At 71.5% G+C, this 16,698-nt stretch carries 13 protein-coding genes; 3 read left to right on the top strand and 10 right to left on the bottom strand.

Features of this window, described 5'->3' with window-relative positions; all coding sequences use genetic code 11:
• Nucleotides 1-47: 47 nt before the first annotated feature.
• The 4 genes from ACZ5CZ_RS32225 to ACZ5CZ_RS32210 form a co-directional block, all read right to left on the bottom strand.
• Entirely contained in the window at nt 48-2,792 is a 2,745-nt protein-coding gene (locus ACZ5CZ_RS32225; protein ID WP_468947874.1) for a helix-turn-helix transcriptional regulator, read from the bottom strand.
• 196 nt (nt 2,793-2,988) lie between these two features.
• Nucleotides 2,989-4,014, bottom strand: coding sequence for an AraC-like ligand-binding domain-containing protein (locus tag ACZ5CZ_RS32220; protein WP_468947873.1), 1,026 nt, complete (start codon nt 4,012-4,014; stop codon nt 2,989-2,991).
• A gap of 120 nt (nt 4,015-4,134) precedes the next feature.
• Nucleotides 4,135-4,752, bottom strand: coding sequence for an FMN reductase (locus ACZ5CZ_RS32215; protein WP_468947871.1), 618 nt, complete (start codon nt 4,750-4,752; stop codon nt 4,135-4,137).
• A complete protein-coding gene (locus ACZ5CZ_RS32210) occupies nt 4,749-5,834 on the bottom strand; it encodes an LLM class flavin-dependent oxidoreductase (protein ID WP_385840483.1) in 1,086 nt (361 codons plus the stop codon). Before ACZ5CZ_RS32210 ends, ACZ5CZ_RS32215 begins: the two co-directional genes overlap by 4 nt.
• Before the next feature lie 416 nt (nt 5,835-6,250).
• Here ACZ5CZ_RS32210 and ACZ5CZ_RS32205 point away from each other — a divergent pair, with 416 nt between their 5' ends.
• Entirely contained in the window at nt 6,251-6,625 is a 375-nt protein-coding gene (locus ACZ5CZ_RS32205; protein WP_468947869.1) for an SsgA family sporulation/cell division regulator, read from the top strand.
• Nucleotides 6,626-6,818: 193 nt separating this feature from the next.
• Here the strand turns inward: ACZ5CZ_RS32205 and ACZ5CZ_RS32200 are convergent, their stop codons facing one another.
• Together ACZ5CZ_RS32200 and ACZ5CZ_RS32195 are read right to left on the bottom strand one after the other, a co-directional pair.
• Entirely contained in the window at nt 6,819-8,147 is a 1,329-nt protein-coding gene (locus ACZ5CZ_RS32200) for a class I SAM-dependent RNA methyltransferase (protein ID WP_468947868.1), read from the bottom strand.
• A 110-nt stretch (nt 8,148-8,257) separates the two neighbouring features.
• The gene (locus tag ACZ5CZ_RS32195; RefSeq protein WP_385840471.1) at nt 8,258-10,309 is read right to left on the bottom strand and encodes an APC family permease; all 2,052 of its coding nucleotides are present in this window, start codon (nt 10,307-10,309) and stop codon (nt 8,258-8,260) included.
• Nucleotides 10,310-10,700: 391 nt separating this feature from the next.
• Between ACZ5CZ_RS32195 and ACZ5CZ_RS32190 the strand changes: the two genes are divergently transcribed.
• Nucleotides 10,701-11,372, top strand: a complete 672-nt coding sequence (locus tag ACZ5CZ_RS32190; protein WP_385840470.1) for a potassium channel family protein — start codon at nt 10,701-10,703, stop codon at nt 11,370-11,372.
• Nucleotides 11,372-12,043 carry a potassium channel family protein gene (locus ACZ5CZ_RS32185; RefSeq protein ID WP_385840469.1) on the top strand — a complete coding sequence of 224 codons (672 nt, stop codon included), beginning with the start codon at nt 11,372-11,374 and terminating at the stop codon, nt 12,041-12,043. Before ACZ5CZ_RS32190 ends, ACZ5CZ_RS32185 begins: the two co-directional genes overlap by 1 nt.
• A gap of 177 nt (nt 12,044-12,220) precedes the next feature.
• On the opposite strand, the gene ACZ5CZ_RS32180 is transcribed toward ACZ5CZ_RS32185, so the two are convergent.
• The 4 genes from ACZ5CZ_RS32180 to ACZ5CZ_RS32165 are packed head-to-tail and all read right to left on the bottom strand — an operon-like array spanning nt 12,221 to nt 16,644.
• Nucleotides 12,221-12,940, bottom strand: coding sequence for a DUF3159 domain-containing protein (locus ACZ5CZ_RS32180; protein WP_385840468.1), 720 nt, complete (start codon nt 12,938-12,940; stop codon nt 12,221-12,223).
• 3 nt (nt 12,941-12,943) lie between these two features.
• Entirely contained in the window at nt 12,944-13,342 is a 399-nt protein-coding gene (locus ACZ5CZ_RS32175; RefSeq protein ID WP_450789548.1) for an OB-fold nucleic acid binding domain-containing protein, read from the bottom strand.
• Nucleotides 13,343-13,402: 60 nt separating this feature from the next.
• Nucleotides 13,403-14,092 (bottom strand): response regulator, encoded by a 690-nt coding sequence (locus tag ACZ5CZ_RS32170; protein WP_385840466.1) that lies wholly within the window; start codon nt 14,090-14,092, stop codon nt 13,403-13,405.
• On the bottom strand, nt 14,089-16,644 hold the full coding sequence (locus ACZ5CZ_RS32165; RefSeq protein WP_468947865.1) for an ATP-binding protein: 2,556 nt from the start codon (nt 16,642-16,644) through the stop codon (nt 14,089-14,091). Before ACZ5CZ_RS32165 ends, ACZ5CZ_RS32170 begins: the two co-directional genes overlap by 4 nt.
• Between the last annotated feature and the right edge of the window lie 54 nt (nt 16,645-16,698).

The raw sequence follows: 16,698 nt of genomic DNA, 5'->3' as shown, positions 1-16,698 counted from the left end.
TACCGCGGGCATCGCGTGAACGTACCAAGACGTGCCGGCGGATCCGCTCAGTCCTCGGGCAAGGCCATGACCACATGGGCCAGCTGGACCCTCGAGTTGACCGACAGTTTGCGGAAGGCGGAGGTCAGGTGGGTGTTGACCGTGTGCGGGGAGACGACGAGCAGGTCGGCGGCCGACCGGTTGGTGTGGCCGGCGGCGACCAGGCGCGCGATCTTCTTCTCCGAGGCCGTGAGCGCCTCCCAGCCCTGGACCGGGCGCGGTGGGGCCGCCCCGCGGCTGCCGGCCCCGGCACGGTCCAGATCGCTCTGTACGCGTGCCGCCGCGGCGTGGGCACCCGACGTGGCGAACAGGCCGTGGGCGCGGGTCAGGGCGGCCCTGGCCTCGGTTCCCCGGCCTGCCGTCAGCAGTGCCCGGCCGAGGTCGGCTTGGGCCCCGGCCCGGACCAGCGGGCGCGGACTCTCCTCGAGGAGGGCCACCGCGCGTTCCAGCAGGGTGAGGTCGCCCCGCACCAGGCCCGTGGCCTGGGCGGCGAGGCCCGTGGCGGTGGGCACGGCCGGGTTGCGAGCGCCGTGCGCCTCGGCCTGTGCGGCCAGATCCTCGGCCAGCGCCCGGTCCGCGCCGCTGAGAGCCATGCGTATCGCGGAGTCGACCCAGGTGCGCAGCAGCCGCCAGCGCATGAAGGGGCCTTCCTGCTGCACCTGCCGGATCATGTCGAGGGCGAGCGCGGTGTTCCCCTCGTCGTCGGCGATGAGCGCCTCCAGGAAGCGCACCGCTGCCGTGTTGCCCGGGTTCGGTTTGGTCGCGCGTCGTTCCCGCGCTGCGGTGAGCTGGTGCCGCGCCGCTTCCCGGTCGCCGCGCAGCAGGGCGATCCAGGAGCGGATCACCCGGGCGTTCACCTGCTGGACGCAGATGTGCACGTCGTTCTCCAGGCGCTCCATGGTGACCAGGTCGGACTCCGCGTCGTCGAGGTCACCCAGCCCCAGGTGCTGCGAGGCCTGTGCCCACAGCAGCATGGTCTGCGGCACCGAGCCGCCGTCGTCCGCCGTCCGCCGCAGCAGCAGCCGGCCGGCTTCGAAGTCGTCCATGTGCTGGTGCGCGACGATCTCCTCGGGAAGGAAGGCGGGCTCGACGGCGCTGAGCGCGGTGAAGCGTTCCAGCGCGACGGCGTTCGCACCAGCGTTCAAAGCGCTCTCCCCCAGACCGAACAGGGCCAGCACGTGTGCCTCCCGGTCACCGGTCGCGATGGCCGCGCGCAGGGCGTTCTCGCCGGCCTCCAGTGCCGCGCCGAGATCCTCGCCCCGGGAGAGGGCCAGCGCACGCAGGGCGGTGAGCCGCGCCTCGACCTCCGGGGCGGCACCGCCGAGCGCGAGGGCTGTCTCGGCGCGGCGGCGCAACTCCTCGGCCACGTCCAGGTTCCAGAGCGTCCCGCCGAGGGCGGCCTGGATCCGGCCGAACGCCTCCAGCGGCGGCCGGGCGGCCAGCAGCCGGTCGCCGGTCTCCAGCGCCTCGCGGTTCCGGCCGGCCCGGGTCAGACAGACGATCGCCTGCACACCGACGTCGTACCACAACGGCCTTCCGGGAGGCACCAGTTCCAGGGCGCGCGTCATCAGGTCGGCCGCGAGGCCCGGCGTGACCGACCGGACGTCGGCGGCGGCCTGCCGCAGCAGGTTCACCGCTTCGTCGTCTCCGGGCCGAGCGCCCCGGAGAATGTGCGACACCGCGTCGATCGGCCGGTGCCCGGCCGCGACCAGGTGTCCCGCGGCCTCCCGGTGCAGAGCCTTGCGGGCCGACGGCGGAATGTCCACGTAGACGGCCTGGCGCAGCAGGTCGTGCCGGAAGACCAGCTGGTCGCCGTCGTCGTCCAGGAGGCCGGCGCGCACCGCCTCCTCCAGCTCCGCGAGCAGGCCGGCGGACGGTCGGCCGTAGAGCGCGGCGGCTTCGAGGAGGCCGAATCTGCGTCCCAGCACCGCTCCCATCTGGAGGAAGCGCAGGGTGCTGGGGGCAAGTGACCTGAGCCTGCCGCGCACGCCCACCACGAGCCCCTCGGGCACGGGCTCCCCCGACGGGCCGGTGGTCCGCAGTCCCGTGAGCATCTCGACCGCCAGGAACGGGTTCCCGCCGGCTCCGTCGAGCAGTTGCCGTATCCGCTCGTCGACGGCCGCGCCCAGGGTGTCGTCGGCCAGCTGGCCGATCGCCGTGCCGGAGAGCGGTCCCAGGGGCACGGTGACCGACAGGAGCGCGCTCTCGGCGGCCTCGACGATCTCCTGCGCCGGGCCGGCGGGATCCTGCCGCCCGGTGAGCATCCACAGAACCGGCGATGTCCGCAGGCGTGCCGGGAGCTGCTTCAGGGCGAACCGGCTCAGTGGGTCGGCCCACTGCACGTCGTCCAGGGCGATCAGCACGGGCATCTCGGCGGCCCTGGCCTCGATCGCCTCCGCCACGCGCTCGACCAGCCAGATCCGCTGGTCGTGATGGCGGGTGAGGTCGGCGAACGCGTCACTGGACAGCAGCGGCCGGTCACCATGGAGGAGGCAGGCGGCCAGCGAGGAGAGCGGGACGATGTGGTGCAGTTCGTCGGCCTTGCCCAGACCGACCGCGAAGCCCGCCGCACCGGCCGTGGTGACGACCTCGCCGAGCAGCGCGGTCTTGCCGATGCCCGGCTCCCCTCGGAGCAGGATCAACGCGCCGCTTCCGGTGCGGACGACCGATGTGAGCACTGCGCGCAGCTGTTCGAGTTCGGCCTCTCGGCCACGCAGACCGCGCCGGGACAGCGACCCGTCCGACCGCTCCACCCACGCCCCTCTGTCCGCACTCGCCGACCGCCTCCGGTCCAGGCAGCCATGCGGAGCGGCGATGTCGCCCTCTGCCGTCGCCCGCCTGTCCGGTTGGGGGCCGGCCGGGGCGCGGATGGCGCTCCGCGTGTCCACTATCGCAAGAACCGCAGCTCAGTGCATACCCCGGGGGTGCGTCCAGGGCCGTGCGGTGGCTCTAGGCGCCCGGTGGCGACGTGTGCGTACGACGCTCGAGTGCCGCGTGGTCCCGCCACTCGACAGGGGACATCCCGTAGGCGGCCCGGAACGCCCGGCTGAAGTGGGCGGCGCTGACGAAGCCCCACCGTCGGCCCACCGCGGCGATGGTCCGGCTCGCCGCGTCCCGGCGGGCCAGCTCACGTCGGCACTGCTCCAGTCGGCGGCCCTGGATCCACCGGCGGACGGTGGTGCCCTCGTTCTGGAAGAGGCTGTACAGGTAGCGCAGGGAGATCTGGTTGGCCCGGGCGATGGCCTCCGGGGCCAGGTCGGGGTCCGCCAGGTGACGGTCGATGTACGCCTGGACCCGCATCAGCAGCACGCGGGTGGCGCTCGGTGTGCCCGTGCTGTCACCGCCTCGTCGCTCGTCGGCCAGCACCGTGAGCAGGTCCAGGACATTGCGGGTGATCAGGTCGCCGACGTGCTGCGGATACGCGCCCGCGCTGTCCACGAGGCGGGACAGGAAGGGGGACAGCAGGTGGCCGAGGGGCGTCGTGGAGTCGAGGGGAGAGGCCGTGATCCGGCACAGGTCCGACTCCCTCAGGCTCAGCAGGTGCCGGGGCAGGACGAGGGCCTTCGTCTGGAAGGTGTCGGGGAAGGTCAGCCGCATGGGACGCGCCCGGTCGTAGACGAAGAGCTGCCCGGGCTCGACATACGCGTCGCGCGCGTCCTGCTCGACCCGGGCGAGCCCGCTGCTCAGCAGCATCACGACCACGTGGTCGTCGCCGGTGGACCCCGCGATGAGCCGCGGTGTGCGCACGGTCTGCAAGGCTTCGCTGTCCACCGTGACGCCCCGGGTGCGGCCCGCCGGTGACGCTTGGATCGTGCCGGAGAACACCTCCTCGGCGATCTTGACGTCCACGGCTCCGAAGGTGTGGGCCACGGCGTCGCGCCAGTAGGTCCGTCTTCGCTCCCGGGGCACCCCGTCCGTGGTGTAGAAGATGCCCGCGGGCTGCTTCCCCGTCCCCTTCACCGATACGTCCGACATGATCTCCGCCCTTCAGCCGGTGTGCGCTGCGGACACCGTGCCAGCGGGGCACGGGGTGGCGCATCGAGTGAACGCACTAGATCCGGGATGCGGGGCGGAGATCCGGGGGACCGCGGGGCCTCAGTCGAAGCGCAGGTCGGAGAGCTGCCGTTCGAGGGCGGTGACCTCGTCGTCGGGCGTCGTCTCCGACGCCGGGCGGGCCGCCATGGCGACGGCCAGTTCACCGGCCGCCCGCTGGATGCGGGCGGGCAGGCCCTCGGTGTGGTCGTCGCCGCCGGACCCCCAGTCCTCGGACGCCGCGTACACCGCGGTGGGGACGGCACCGGCTCGCAGGTAGGCGAAGAGCGGGCGCAGCGCGTGCTCCAGAACCAGGGAGTGGCGGGCCGTCCCTCCCGTCGCCGCGATCAGGACCGGCGTGCCGGTGAGGGCGTCCGGGTCGATGAGGTCGAAGAAGGACTTGAACAGCCCGCTGTAGGAGGCGGTGAACACGGGCGTCACGGCGATCAGGCCGTCCGCGCCCGTCACCGCGTCGATCGCGGACGCCAGCTGGGGCGGCGGGAAACCGGTCACGAGGTGGTTGGCGACGGCGACGGCCAGCTCGCGCAGCTCGATGACCTCGGTCTGTACGTCGTGGCCCTCGGCGGCCAGGTCGGTGCGGGCCGACTCGGCGAGCCGGTCGGCGAGCAGGCGGGTGGACGACGGGGTGCTCAGCCCCGCCGAGACGGCGACGAGCCTCACGCGGCAGCCACCTCCCGCGCGGTCCGCAGGGACTCGTGGGTGGGCGCGTCCGGCACGTCGGCCGGGCGGCCGATCGCGAACTCCTTGCGCAGCACCGGTACGACCTCCTCGCCGAGGATGTCGAGCTGCTCCAGCACGGTCTTCAGCGGCAGGCCCGCGTGGTCCATCAGGAACAGCTGCCGCTGGTAGTCGCCGACGGTCTCGCGGAAGGACAGCGTCCGCTCGATGACCTGCTGCGGGGAGCCCACCGTCAGCGGGGTCTGCTCGGTGAAGTCCTCCAGGGACGGCCCGTGGCCGTAGACCGGCGCGTTGTCGAAGTACGGGCGGAACTCCCGTACGGCGTCCTGGGAGTTCTTCCGCATGAACACCTGCCCGCCCAGGCCGACGATGGCCTCCTCGGGCCGGCCGTGACCGTGGTGGGCGTACCTGCGCCGGTACAGCTGGACCATCCGTCGCGTGTGGTCGGCGGGCCAGAAGATGTTGTTGTGGAAGAAGCCGTCGCCGTAGAAGGCGGCCTGTTCGGCGATCTCGGGCGAGCGGATCGAGCCGTGCCACACGAACGGCGGTACGCCGTCCAGCGGGCGGGGCGTGGACGTGAAGCCCTGCAAGGGAGTGCGGAACGTCCCCTCCCAGTCGACGACGTCCTCGCGCCACAGCCGGCGCAGCAGCGCGTAGTTCTCCTTGGCGAGGTTGATGCCCTGCCGGATGTCCTGACCGAACCAGGGGTAGACCGGGCCTGTGTTGCCCCGCCCCATCATCAGGTCCACCCGGCCGTCGGCCAGGTGCTGGAGCATCGCGTAGTCCTCGGCGATCTTCACCGGGTCGTTGGTGGTGATCAGTGTCGTGGCCGTGGAGAGGATCAACTTCTCGGTGCGGGCCGCGATGTAGCCGAGCATCGTGGTCGGCGACGACGGCACGAACGGCGGGTTGTGGTGCTCACCGGTCGCGAAGACGTCCAGGCCGACTTCCTCCGCCTTGAGCGCGATGGCGACCATCGCCTTGATGCGCTCGTGCTCCGAGGGGGTACGGTCGTTGGTCGGGTCGGGGGTGACGTCCCCCACCGAGAATATTCCGAACTGCATGGGCGCCTCTTCGTTCCGGCGAGCTGTGTGGATGCCGAAATGTAGGCCCGGCCCGGGCGATGCCCCTTGTCCGTGCGTGCAGCGGTGCTGGTCTCTCGGTGCCCTCCTGTGGCCCGCGGGGTGAGCTGCCGCCTTTTCCGTCCGCGACTGTGCAGCGTGGGGCCACTGGACCGGAGAGGGTCGCCGGGAAAGGGCGAGGGGCGAGCGGAATCCGAGCACTCCTGGAACACGCGTGCCGCACAAGTGCCTCTTCGGACAACCCCCGGTGCACTTGTCGGCAAGGCGACGGAGCAGCCGCGGCTTACGGTCGTCCACAACCGTACGAACAGTCAGATACAGGGGGCGGAGTGAGAATCCCTCTTTCCGATTCCGCGGATGCGTGCTCGATCGTCTTTCCCACGGAAGTCCATATCAGCGTGGCCGGCGAGGCGTGGGTACCGCTTCCCGCCGCACTCCGTTACGACGTGACCGACCCGTATGCCGTGCGCCTGTCCATGGGCGCCCCTGTGGCCCCTTCCGTCGACTGGGTCTTCGCCCGGTCGCTCCTCGCGGACGGACTCCACCGGCCCACGGGAATCGGAGACGTGGTGGTCATCCCGCGGCACCGCCGCCGTCCGGAGTCGGTCCGCATCCTCTTCAGGACCCGCGCCGGGGCCGCGCTTCTCGCGGTCCACGCCCACGTGGTCACGGACTTCCTGCGCCGGTCCGAGGCGCTGGTGCCGCCGGGCACCGAGCACCACCACCTCGATGTGGACCGCGTCATCGCCCGGCTCACGGCCGGCCACGAGTGAGACGCCGCCCGGCGCGATCCGAGTGACGGCCCGCACGCACAGCCGGGGTCAGGCCGCCGCGTGCCGTAGGTGCGCGAACCGGCCGCCGAGTCGCTCGACCGCCGCCTCAGTCGCCGCCTCACCCTCCGGCTCCGGTAGGACGGCTCCTTCTCAGCACACGTCAAGCCGAGACGTGTCGCCGTATAGCCAGAGGTCAGAGCCCCTTCTCCGCAGGCTCAAGGATCGCGACGCACTCCACATGATGCGTCATCGGGAACAGATCGAACGCCCGCAGCGTCCGCACCCGGTATCCGCCCTCGCGGAAGTAGGCCAGGTCGCGGGCGAGCGCAGCGGGGTCGCAGGCGACGTAGGCGATGCGGCGGGCGCCCAGGGAGGAGAGGTAGGCGACCGTGCTGCGGCCCGCTCCGGCGCGGGGCGGGTCCAGGACGATCAGGTCGACCTCCGTGATGCCCGTGCGCGGCAGGACCGACTCGACCTTGCCCTGCTCGATGCGGACCCGCGGGAAGTCGGCCAGGTTGTGCCGCGCGTCCTCCACCGCCCGCTTGCCGGACTCGATCCCGAGGACCGCGCCCTTCTCGCCGAGGCGGTCGGCGAGCGCGCCCGCGAAGAGGCCGACGCCGCAGTAGAGGTCGAGGGCGGTCTCGCCCTTGCGGGGCAGCAGCCCCTGCATGACCGCGGTCACCAGGGTGTCCGCGGCCTTCGGGTGGACCTGCCAGAAGCCGCCGGCGCCGACCCGGTGGGTACGGCCGTCCGCGCGCTCACGGACGAACGGACGGCCGTGCACCCGGTGCACCCCGCCGGACTTCTCGTCCACCCGCAGCACCGAGACCGGCTTGTCCAGCTCGACCAGCGGGAGCCGGGCGCCGGGGCGCGGGGTGAGGATCACCTGGCGGTCCTGGGAACCGCTGGCCGCGATCGCCTCGACCGACTCCATGCCGGCCCAGTCCCGCTTCTCGATGCCCAGCTCGCTGACGCCCTCCGCGGCGATCATGCAGTGGTCGATGCGCTCGACCTCGTGCGAGCGGTGCCGGCGCAGGCCCGCGTGGCCCTCGGCGTCGACGGCGTACTGGACCCGGGTGCGCCACTGCGGCACCTGTCCGGCCGGCAGCTTGTCGCCCTCGGCCGGCATCACCGTGCCGTCCCAGCCCGCCTCCTCGGGGGTGAGACCGGCGAGCCGGCGCAGCTGCTCGGCGATCACCTCGCCCTTCAGCCGGCGCTGGGCGCCCGGCTTGGCGTGCTGCCAGTCGCAGCCGCCGCAGCGGCCGGGACCGGCGAAGGGGCAGGGCGCCTCGACCCGGTCCTTGGACGCCTCCAGGATCCGCACGGCGTCCGCGCGCAGGAAACGGGCGCCCTGCTCGCCCTCGGTCACCCGGGCCACCACCCGCTCACCGGGCAGCGCGTGCCGGACGAACAGCACCTGGCCCTCGGACGTACGGGCGATGCAGTGGCCGCCGTGGGCGACGGGGCCGACCTCGACCTCGTACTCCTCGCCCACCAGAGACTTCGTCGGTTCTGCCTGCATGGCGGGGTGACTCCAGATCAAAGAAACGGGAAAGCGGACGCGGAAAACGGAGACGGCCGCACACCGGTGGGCCGGACAACAGCCCACCAGTCTACGGCCTCCCCGCACCGTCACTCGCTCTTCGTCGCCGGCTCCTTCGGATGCTCCGTCGCCGGGCCACGGCGGACCGCACCCGGGGCGCTCCACTCCTGCCGCTTGCGGGCGCGCATCTTGGCCGCCTCGGAGGAGGCCAGCTGGTAGGGCACGGAGGTGACCATCACACCGGGGGTGAACAGCAGCCGGCCCTTCAGCCGCAGGGCGCTCTGGTTGTGCAGCAGATGCTCGTACCAGTGGCCGACCACGTACTCGGGGATGATCACCGACACCGCGTCGCGCGGGGACTCCGCGCGCAGGCTCTTGACGTACTCGATCACCGGGCGGGTGACCTCGCGGTACGGCGAGTCCAGGACCTTCAGCGGTACGTCGATGCCGCGCCGCTCCCACTCCTCGCGCAGCGCCTTGGTCTCGCCCGGGTCGACGCCGACGGTCAGCGCCTCCAGGGTGTCCGAGCGCATCAGCTTGGCGTAGGCCAGGGCGCGCAGGGTGGGCCGGTGGATCTTGGAGATCAGGACCACCGAGTGGACCCGGGAGGGCCGCACGCTGTCGTCGCTCGGGCCCTCGGGGGCGGCGATCTCCTCGGCGACGCGGTCGTAGTGCTTCCGGATCGCGGTCATGGTCGCGTAGAAGATGCACATGCCGAGCAGGGCCACCCACGCGCCGTGCGTGAACTTGGTGACCAGGACGACGACGAGCACCAGGCCGGTGAAGAAGGCGCCGAACGCGTTGATCGCGCGGGAGCGCACCATGTGGCGGCGCGCCGCAGGGTCCTGCTCGGTCGCCAGGTGCCGGTTCCAGTGCCGGACCATGCCGGTCTGGCTGAGCGTGAAGGACACGAACACGCCGACGATGTACAGCTGGATCAGACGCGTGGAGTCGGCGCCGTAGATGACCGTCAGCAGCGCCGCGGCGCCGGCCAGCAGCACGATGCCGTTGGAGAAGGCGAGACGGTCGCCGCGGGTGTGCAGCTGGCGCGGCAGGTAGCGGTCCTGGGCGAGGATCGAGCCGAGCAGCGGGAAGCCGTTGTACGCCGTGTTCGCGGCCAGGAACAGCACCAGGGCGGTGGCGGCCGCGAGGACGATGAACAGGAAGCTGCCCTTGCCGAAGACGGCCTCGGCGACCTGGGAGATCACCGGGTTCTGGACATAGCCCGAGCCGATCGGGTGACCGTTGTGGATCAGGTCGGTGGCCGGGTTCTCGGCCATCCGGACATTGGTCGACATGGCCAGGGCGATGATGCCGCAGAACATGGTGACGGCCAGCAGGCCCATCATGGCGAGCGTGGTCGCCGCGTTCTTCGACTTGGGCTTGCGGAAGGCCGGGACGCCGTTGGAGATCGCCTCGACACCGGTGAGCGCGGCACAGCCGGAGGAGAACGCGCGCAGCAGCAGGAAGACGAGGGCGAAGCCCGCCAGGCCCTGGTGCTCGGCCCTGATGTGGTAGTCGGCGGTGGGGGCGCGCATGGTGTCGCCGAGGACCAGCCCCCGGACGGCACCCCACGCGATCATGACGAAGACCCCGCCGACGAACACATACGTCGGGATGGCGAAGAGCTTGCCGGACTCCTTCACACCGCGCAGGTTCATCAGTGTGAGCAGCAGGATCACGACGACGGCGCACAGCACCTTGTGCTGGACGACGAAGGGGATCGCGGAGCCGAGGTTCTCGATGCCGGAGGCGATGGAGACGGCGACGGTCAGCACGTAGTCCACGAGCAGGGCGCTGGCGACGGTCAGACCGGCCTTGGGGCCCAGGTTGGTGGTGGCGACCTCGTAGTCACCGCCGCCGCTCGGGTAGGCGTGGACGTTCTGCCGGTAGGAGGCGACCACGGTGAACATCAGCACCACGACCGCGACGGCGATCCAGGGGCTGAAGTGGTACGCCGACACGCCCGCGATGGACAGGACCAGGAGGACCTCCCCCGGTGCGTAGGCCACGGAGGACAGCGGGTCGGAGGCGAAGACGGGGAGTGCGATGCGCTTCGGCAGGAGGGTTTCTCCCAGCCGGTCACTGCGCAGTGCGCGCCCGATCAGGATCCGTTTGGGCACGTCGGTCAGTTTGGACACGAGAGAGGATCGTAAGCCTTCGAACTGGCACCCGCCCACCCGGTGGGGGGAATCTGCCTCACGAGTGAACTCGAGGGTGCGCGGACCTGCGGATTCCGTGGTGATCGTGCCCGTCGTGCCTAGATGTCAAACCCGCACATCTTCGCACCTCGGAGGTGCCATGCCCGCGCCCGCAGAGCTGATCGGGGCCACTCTCGGCCTCGTCGGCCTCGGAATCCTCACCCTGTGCAGCGTGCGCAGCATCACGCGCCGCCGCCCTCCTCCAGCACCTGGACCGCGATAGGGGGTGCCCCTCCGGGACGGTGCGTGTGTAGCTTGGGCCGCGGTCTGAGAACCTGTTAAGGCCAAGTCAATAATCCTTCGAGAATCTCTTGACACCGGAAGGACGGTCGTGCACATCGTCATCATGGGCTGCGGGAGAGTGGGTTCCGCTCTCGCCCAGACCCTGGAGCAACAGGGCCATACGGTCGCCGTGATCGACCAGGACCCGACCGCCTTCCGCCGTCTGGGCCCGGGCTTCGGGGGCCGCCGTGTCACGGGTGTCGGCTTCGACCAGGACACCCTTCGCGAGGCGGGCATCGAGGAGGCCGACGCCTTCGCGGCCGTCTCCAGCGGTGACAACTCCAACATCATCTCCGCGCGCGTGGCCCGCGAGATGTTCGGTGTGGAGAACGTGGCCGCCCGCATCTACGACCCGCGGCGCGCCGAGGTCTACCAGCGGCTGGGCATCCCCACGGTGGCCACGGTCCGCTGGACCGCCGACCAGATGCTGCGCCGGCTGCTGCCCTCCGGGGCCGAGCCGCTGTGGCGCGACCCCACCGGCGGGGTGCAGCTCGCCGAGGTGCACGCCTCCGCGAAGTGGGTGGGCCACAAGATCAGCAAGTTGCAGGAGGAGACGGGCGTCCGCGTGGCGTTCCTGACCCGCCTCGGCGAAGCGGTCCTGCCGACCTCGCAGACGGTGTTGCAGGAGGGTGACCTCGTGCATGTGATGATGCGGTCGGACGACGTCGAGAAAGTCGAGGCGGCGTTCGCCCAGGGCCCGGAAGAGGAGAGCGGTCACTGATGAGGGTCGCCATTGCCGGAGCCGGTGCCGTCGGCCGCTCGATCGCGGGCGAGCTGCTGGAGAACGGCCACGAGGTCCTGCTGATCGACAAGGCCCCGACCGCCATCTCGGTGGAGCGGGTGCCGCAGGCGGAGTGGCTGCTGGCCGACGCCTGTGAGATCACCTCCCTGGACGAGGCGGCGCTCCAGCGCTGCAACGTCGTCATCGCCGCGACCGGCGACGACAAGGTCAACCTGGTCGTCTCGCTGCTCGCCAAGACCGAGTACGGCGTTCCGCGCGTCGTGGCCCGCGTGAACAACCCCAAGAACGAGTGGCTGTTCAACGAGTCCTGGGGCGTGGACGTCGCCGTCTCCACCCCGCGCCTGATGTCCGCCCTGGTCGAGGAAGCGGTCTCGGTCGGTGACCTGGTCCGTCTGCTCCGCTTCAGCCACGGCGACGCCAACCTGGTCGAGCTGACCCTGCCCGAGGAGTCGGCGCTGGCCGGCACACAGGTCGGCGCCGTCGAGTGGCCGGAGGACACCTCCCTGGTCACCATCATCCGCGGCACCCGGGTGCTCACCCCGTCCAAGGACGACTCCCTGGAACCGGGCGACGAACTGCTCTTCGTGGCCGCCCAGGCCCGCGAGGAGCAGCTGGAGCAGCTGCTGTCGGTACGGCGCGAGGAAGGCTGACACAGACACCGCCCGCTGTCCGTCTCCCGACCCGGTCGGCCCGGAGACGGACGGTCGGGGCTGGGTGACGGGGGCACGGGGACTACGGTGCGGGGCTGGAAGCCGAGAACCGACCACGGGAACCGATCCGGGACGTCCACGGAGCCGGGGTCCCCGGATGGCATCCCCGGCAGGCGGTCAGCCCTGGTGGCGGGCCTGTTCCGCGGCCTTCTCCTCCGCCTCCAGCTCCGCGAACACGTCGATCGGCGCGGGCGCCTTCGCCAGGAAGACCCAGGTCAGCCAGACGGCCAGCAGGAACGGCGGGATCTTCAGGGCGACCAGGACCCAGCCCAGCTTGGTGGTGTCGGACCACCAGTACAGCGGGAAGAGGATCGCGCACTTGGCGAGCAGGATCAGACCCCAGGCCCAGCTGGCCTTCGCATAGGCCTTCTTGCGGCCCGGGTTCCGGGTCCGCCAGGAGAGGTTCTCCTTGAAGACCGGGCCGAGGATGAGCCCGATCAGCGGCACCCCGGCGAGGGTCGTGACGATGTACGCGACCGCCAGCCCCAGCGTGTAGAGCATGCCGGGCAGATAGAAGTCCTTGGCGTTGCCGGTGAACATCGCGAACACCACGCCGAAGACCACGCCGAACACCCCGCTGAAGGCGTGCTTGACGGTGTCCTTCATCACCAGCCGGACCACGACCAGCACCAGGGACACCGCGAGCGCGGCGATCGCCGAGATGTGCAGGTCCTTGTTGACCGTGTAGATGGCGACGAAGAGCAGCCCCGGGACGACGGTCTCGACCATGCCCCGGACACCGCCGAACGCCTCGAAGAGCGCCGCTTCGGTGACCGCGCGGGCGTCGTCCGGCGGGGTCTGGTCGGTGTCCTGGGTCGGCTTGTCGAGGGACGTCACCGGCTACTCCCGTCCGAGGGGTCGCAGTTCGTACTTCGGGTTGAACAGCACCCGGCGGCCCCGGCTCATGGAGATCCGGCCCGATGCGATCAGCCGGCGCCCCGGTTCGATACCCACGATGGAGCGCCTGCCGAGCCACACCACGTCCAGCGCCGCGGAGCCGTCGAACAGCTCGGCCTCCAGGGCCGGGACTCCGGCGCGGGGACGCAGGGTGACCGTGCGCAAGGTACCAGTTACGGTGACGATCTGCCGGTCCTGGCAGTCGCCGATCTTCGTACAGCCCGCCGTCTCGGCGTCCTCACGCAGCTCCTCGGACTCCAGGTCCTCCTGTGACGAGGAAAGCCGGTCGAGCATGCGCCGGATCCGGCCGGCCGGCTTGGCGGAACGAGGAACAGCACCCATACCTGAAGCGTACCGGGGCCCGCCGACACCGCCGTAGCCGAGCTCACTTCACCGCCGGGCTCACCTCTCGAACCGGTATCCCATCCCCGGCTCGGTGATGAAGTGCTTCGGGTGCGAGGGGTCCGCCTCCAGCTTGCGGCGCAGCTGGGCCATGTACACGCGCAGGTAGTTGGTCTCCGTCCCGTACGACGGCCCCCACACCTCCTGGAGCAGCTGCTTCTGGCCGACCAGGCGGCCGGTGTTGCGGACCAGCACCTCCAGCAGATGCCACTCGGTCGGGGTGAGCCGGACGTCCTTGCCGGCCCGGTTGACCTTCTTGGCGGCGAGGTCCACGGTGAACCCCTCGGTCTCCACGGTCGTCAGCTCGTCCTCGCCCGCCCCGACCGGCTCGGCCCGGCGCACCGCGGCGCGCAGCCGGGCCAGCAGCTCGTCCATGCCGAAGGGCTTGGTGACGTAGTCGTCGGCGCCCGCGTCCAGCGCCTCGACCTTCTCGTCGGAGGAGTGCCGGGCGGACAGCACGAGGATCGGTACCCGGGTCCAGCCGCGCAGCCCCCGGATCACCTCGACCCCGTCCATGTCGGGCAGGCCGAGGTCGAGCACGATCACGTCGGGGTGGCGGGAGGCGGCCAGTTCGAGGGCGGTACGGCCGTCGGGCGCGGCGTCGACCTCGTACTTGCGCGCCTTGAGGTTGATCACGAGGGCGCGCACGATCTGCGGCTCGTCGTCGACCACGAGCACCCGGGTCGTCATAGGGTCTGCCTTTCTGGTTCTGCGGTGTCCTCCGCTGCGTGGAGGGGGTCCGGGGCCGCTCCCGCCGCGCGCAGGCTGAGCACCATGGTGAGCCCGCCGCCCGGCGTGTCCTCGGCCTCGAGGGTGCCGCCCATGGCCTCGGCGAAGCCCCGGGCGACCGCGAGACCGAGCCCGACGCCGGCGCCGCGCGGGGCGTCGCCGTACCGCTGGAAGGGCGCGAAGATGCGGTCCTTGGCCTCGTCGGGGACGCCGGGCCCGCGGTCCACCACGCGCACCTCGACCCGGTCGGCCATGGCGCTCGCCGAGACCAGTACGGGCCGTCCGGGCGGGCTGTACTTGACGGCGTTCTCGACCAGGTTGGCCACCGACCGCTCCAGCAGTCCGGGGTCGGCCTCGATCATCGGCAGGGTCTCGGGCACGTCCAGATCGACGCTGTCGTCGGGCACCCCGCCGAGCGCCATCGGCACGACCTCGTCGACGTCGGTCTCGCGGATCAGCGGGTTGACCGTCCCGGTCTGGAGCCGGGACATGTCCAGCAGGTTGCCGACGAGGTGGTCGAGCCGGTCGGCGCCCTCCTCGATGCCCTCCAGCAGCTCGGCCCGGTCCTCCTCGGACCACTCCACGTCGGCCGAGCGCAGACTCGACACGGCCGCCTTGATCCCGGCCAGGGGCGTGCGCAGGTCGTGGCTGACGGCGGCCAGCAGGGCGGTGCGGATGCGGTTGCCCTCGGCGAGGGCGCGGGCCTGGTCGGCCTCCTCCTTCAGCCGCCTGCGGTCCAGCGTGACGGCGGCCTGCGCGGCGAAGGCGGCGAGCACCCGGCGGTCCTCTGCGGGCAGCACCCGGCCGGTGAGCGCGAGGGCCAGGTGGTCACCGACGGGCACGTCGACGTCGGCCTGCTCGGGCCGGTCCAGCTGCGGCCCGAAGCCGGCCCGCGCGGCGCAGGTCCAGGGCTCCAGGTCGCCCGCGCGTTCCAGCAGGGCCGCCGACTCCATGCCGAAGGTCTCCCGGACCCGCTCCAGCAGTTCCTCCAGGCTGGTCTCGCCGCGCAGCACGTTGCCGGCGAGGAAGGAGAGGATCTCCGACTCGGCGCGCAGCCGGGCGGCCTGGTGGGTGCGCCGGGCCGCCAGGTCCACCACCGAGGCCACCGAGACGGCGACGCCGAAGAAGATCGCGATGGCGACGATGTTCTTGGGGTCGGCGATGGTCCACCGGTGCAGGGGCGGGGTGTAGAAGTAGTTCAGCAGCAGGGACCCGAAGGCCACCGAGGCCAGGGCGGGCAGCAGGCCGCCGATCAGGGCGGCGGCGACCGTCACGGCCAGGAACAGCAGCATGTCGTTGGCGAGGCCGAGGTCGGTCGCGCTCAGCAGCAGCGCGAGCACCGCCGGGCCGGCCAGCGCCGTCAGCCAGCCCGCGATGATCCGGGCCCGCCCGAGCCGGGCGCCCCGGGAGACGGGCAGTCCGCGGCCCTTGGCGACCTCTTCGTGGGTGACGATGTGCACGTCGAGGTCGGGCCCGGAGTCCCGGGCGACCGTGGTACCCACGCCCGGCCCGAAGACGTACTGCCAGCTCTTGCGGCGCGAGGAGCCGAGCACTATCTGGGTGGCGTTGACGCCCCGTGCGAAGTCCAGCAGCGCGGCCGGGATGTCGTCGCCGACCACCTGGTGGAACGTACCGCCCAGGTCCTCCACCAGGGTCCGCTGGACGGCCAGCTCCTTCGGGGAGGCCGAGGTCAGCCCGTCGCTGCGCGAGATGTACACCGCCAGCACCTCGCCGCCGGCGCCCTTCTCGGCCAGCCGCGCGGCACGCCGGATGAGCGTACGGCCCTCCGGCCCGCCGGTGAGCCCCACGACGATCCGCTCCCGCGACCCCCAGATCGTGGAGACCCGGTGCTCGCTGCGGTACTGGTTCAGGTACTCGTCGACCCGGTCGGCCACCCACAGCAGCGCCAGCTCGCGCAGCGCGGTGAGATTGCCCGGCCGGAAGTAGTTGGACAGCGCCGCGTCGACCTTGTCCGGCTGGTAGATGTTGCCGTGCGCCATCCGGCGGCGCAGCGCCTGCGGGGACATGTCGACCAGCTCGATCTGGTCGGCCCGGCGCACGACCTCGTCCGGCACCGTCTCCTGCTGCCGCACCCCGGTGATGGACTCCACCACATCACCGAGTGACTCCAGGTGCTGGATGTTGACCGTCGAGACCACATCGATCCCGGCCGCCAGCAGCTCCTCGACGTCCTGCCAGCGCTTGGCGTTCCGGGAGCCGGGGACGTTGGTGTGGGCCAGCTCGTCCACGAGCGCGACCGCGGGGGCCCGGCGCAGTACGGCGTCGACGTCCATCTCGGTGAAGACGCCGCCCCGGTACTCGATCTCCCTGCGCGGCACCTGCTCCAGGCCGTGCAGCAGCGCCTCGGTCCGCGCCCGGCCGTGGTGCTCGACGAAGGCGACGACGCAGTCGGTCCCCCGCTCCACCCTCCGATGCGCCTCGGACACCATGGCGTACGTCTTGCCCACGCCCGGTGCGGCACCGAGATAGATCCGAAGCTTGCCGCGCGCCATGCTCTTATTGTCTTCCCGTCACTCTTGCCCACGCAGCGTCGACCTTACGGCCAA

It is taken from the genome of Streptomyces sp. NPDC031418 (assembly GCF_055581605.1).
The sequence above is the reverse complement of the archived record's forward strand: the minus strand, read 5'-3'. Positions and strand labels throughout refer to the sequence as shown.

Coding starts and splice junctions, on each gene's coding strand:
- ACZ5CZ_RS32220 (WP_468947873.1), bottom strand. CDS start 4,014: ATGTCGGACGTATCGGTGAAGGGGACGGGGAAGCAGCCCGCGGGCATC.
- ACZ5CZ_RS32210 (WP_385840483.1), bottom strand. CDS start 5,834: ATGCAGTTCGGAATATTCTCGGTGGGGGACGTCACCCCCGACCCGACC.
- ACZ5CZ_RS32200 (WP_468947868.1), bottom strand. CDS start 8,147: ATGCAGGCAGAACCGACGAAGTCTCTGGTGGGCGAGGAGTACGAGGTC.
- ACZ5CZ_RS32185 (WP_385840469.1), top strand. CDS start 11,372: ATGAGGGTCGCCATTGCCGGAGCCGGTGCCGTCGGCCGCTCGATCGCG.
- ACZ5CZ_RS32175 (WP_450789548.1), bottom strand. CDS start 13,342: ATGGGTGCTGTTCCTCGTTCCGCCAAGCCGGCCGGCCGGATCCGGCGC.
- ACZ5CZ_RS32170 (WP_385840466.1), bottom strand. CDS start 14,092: ATGACGACCCGGGTGCTCGTGGTCGACGACGAGCCGCAGATCGTGCGC.
- ACZ5CZ_RS32165 (WP_468947865.1), bottom strand. CDS start 16,644: ATGGCGCGCGGCAAGCTTCGGATCTATCTCGGTGCCGCACCGGGCGTG.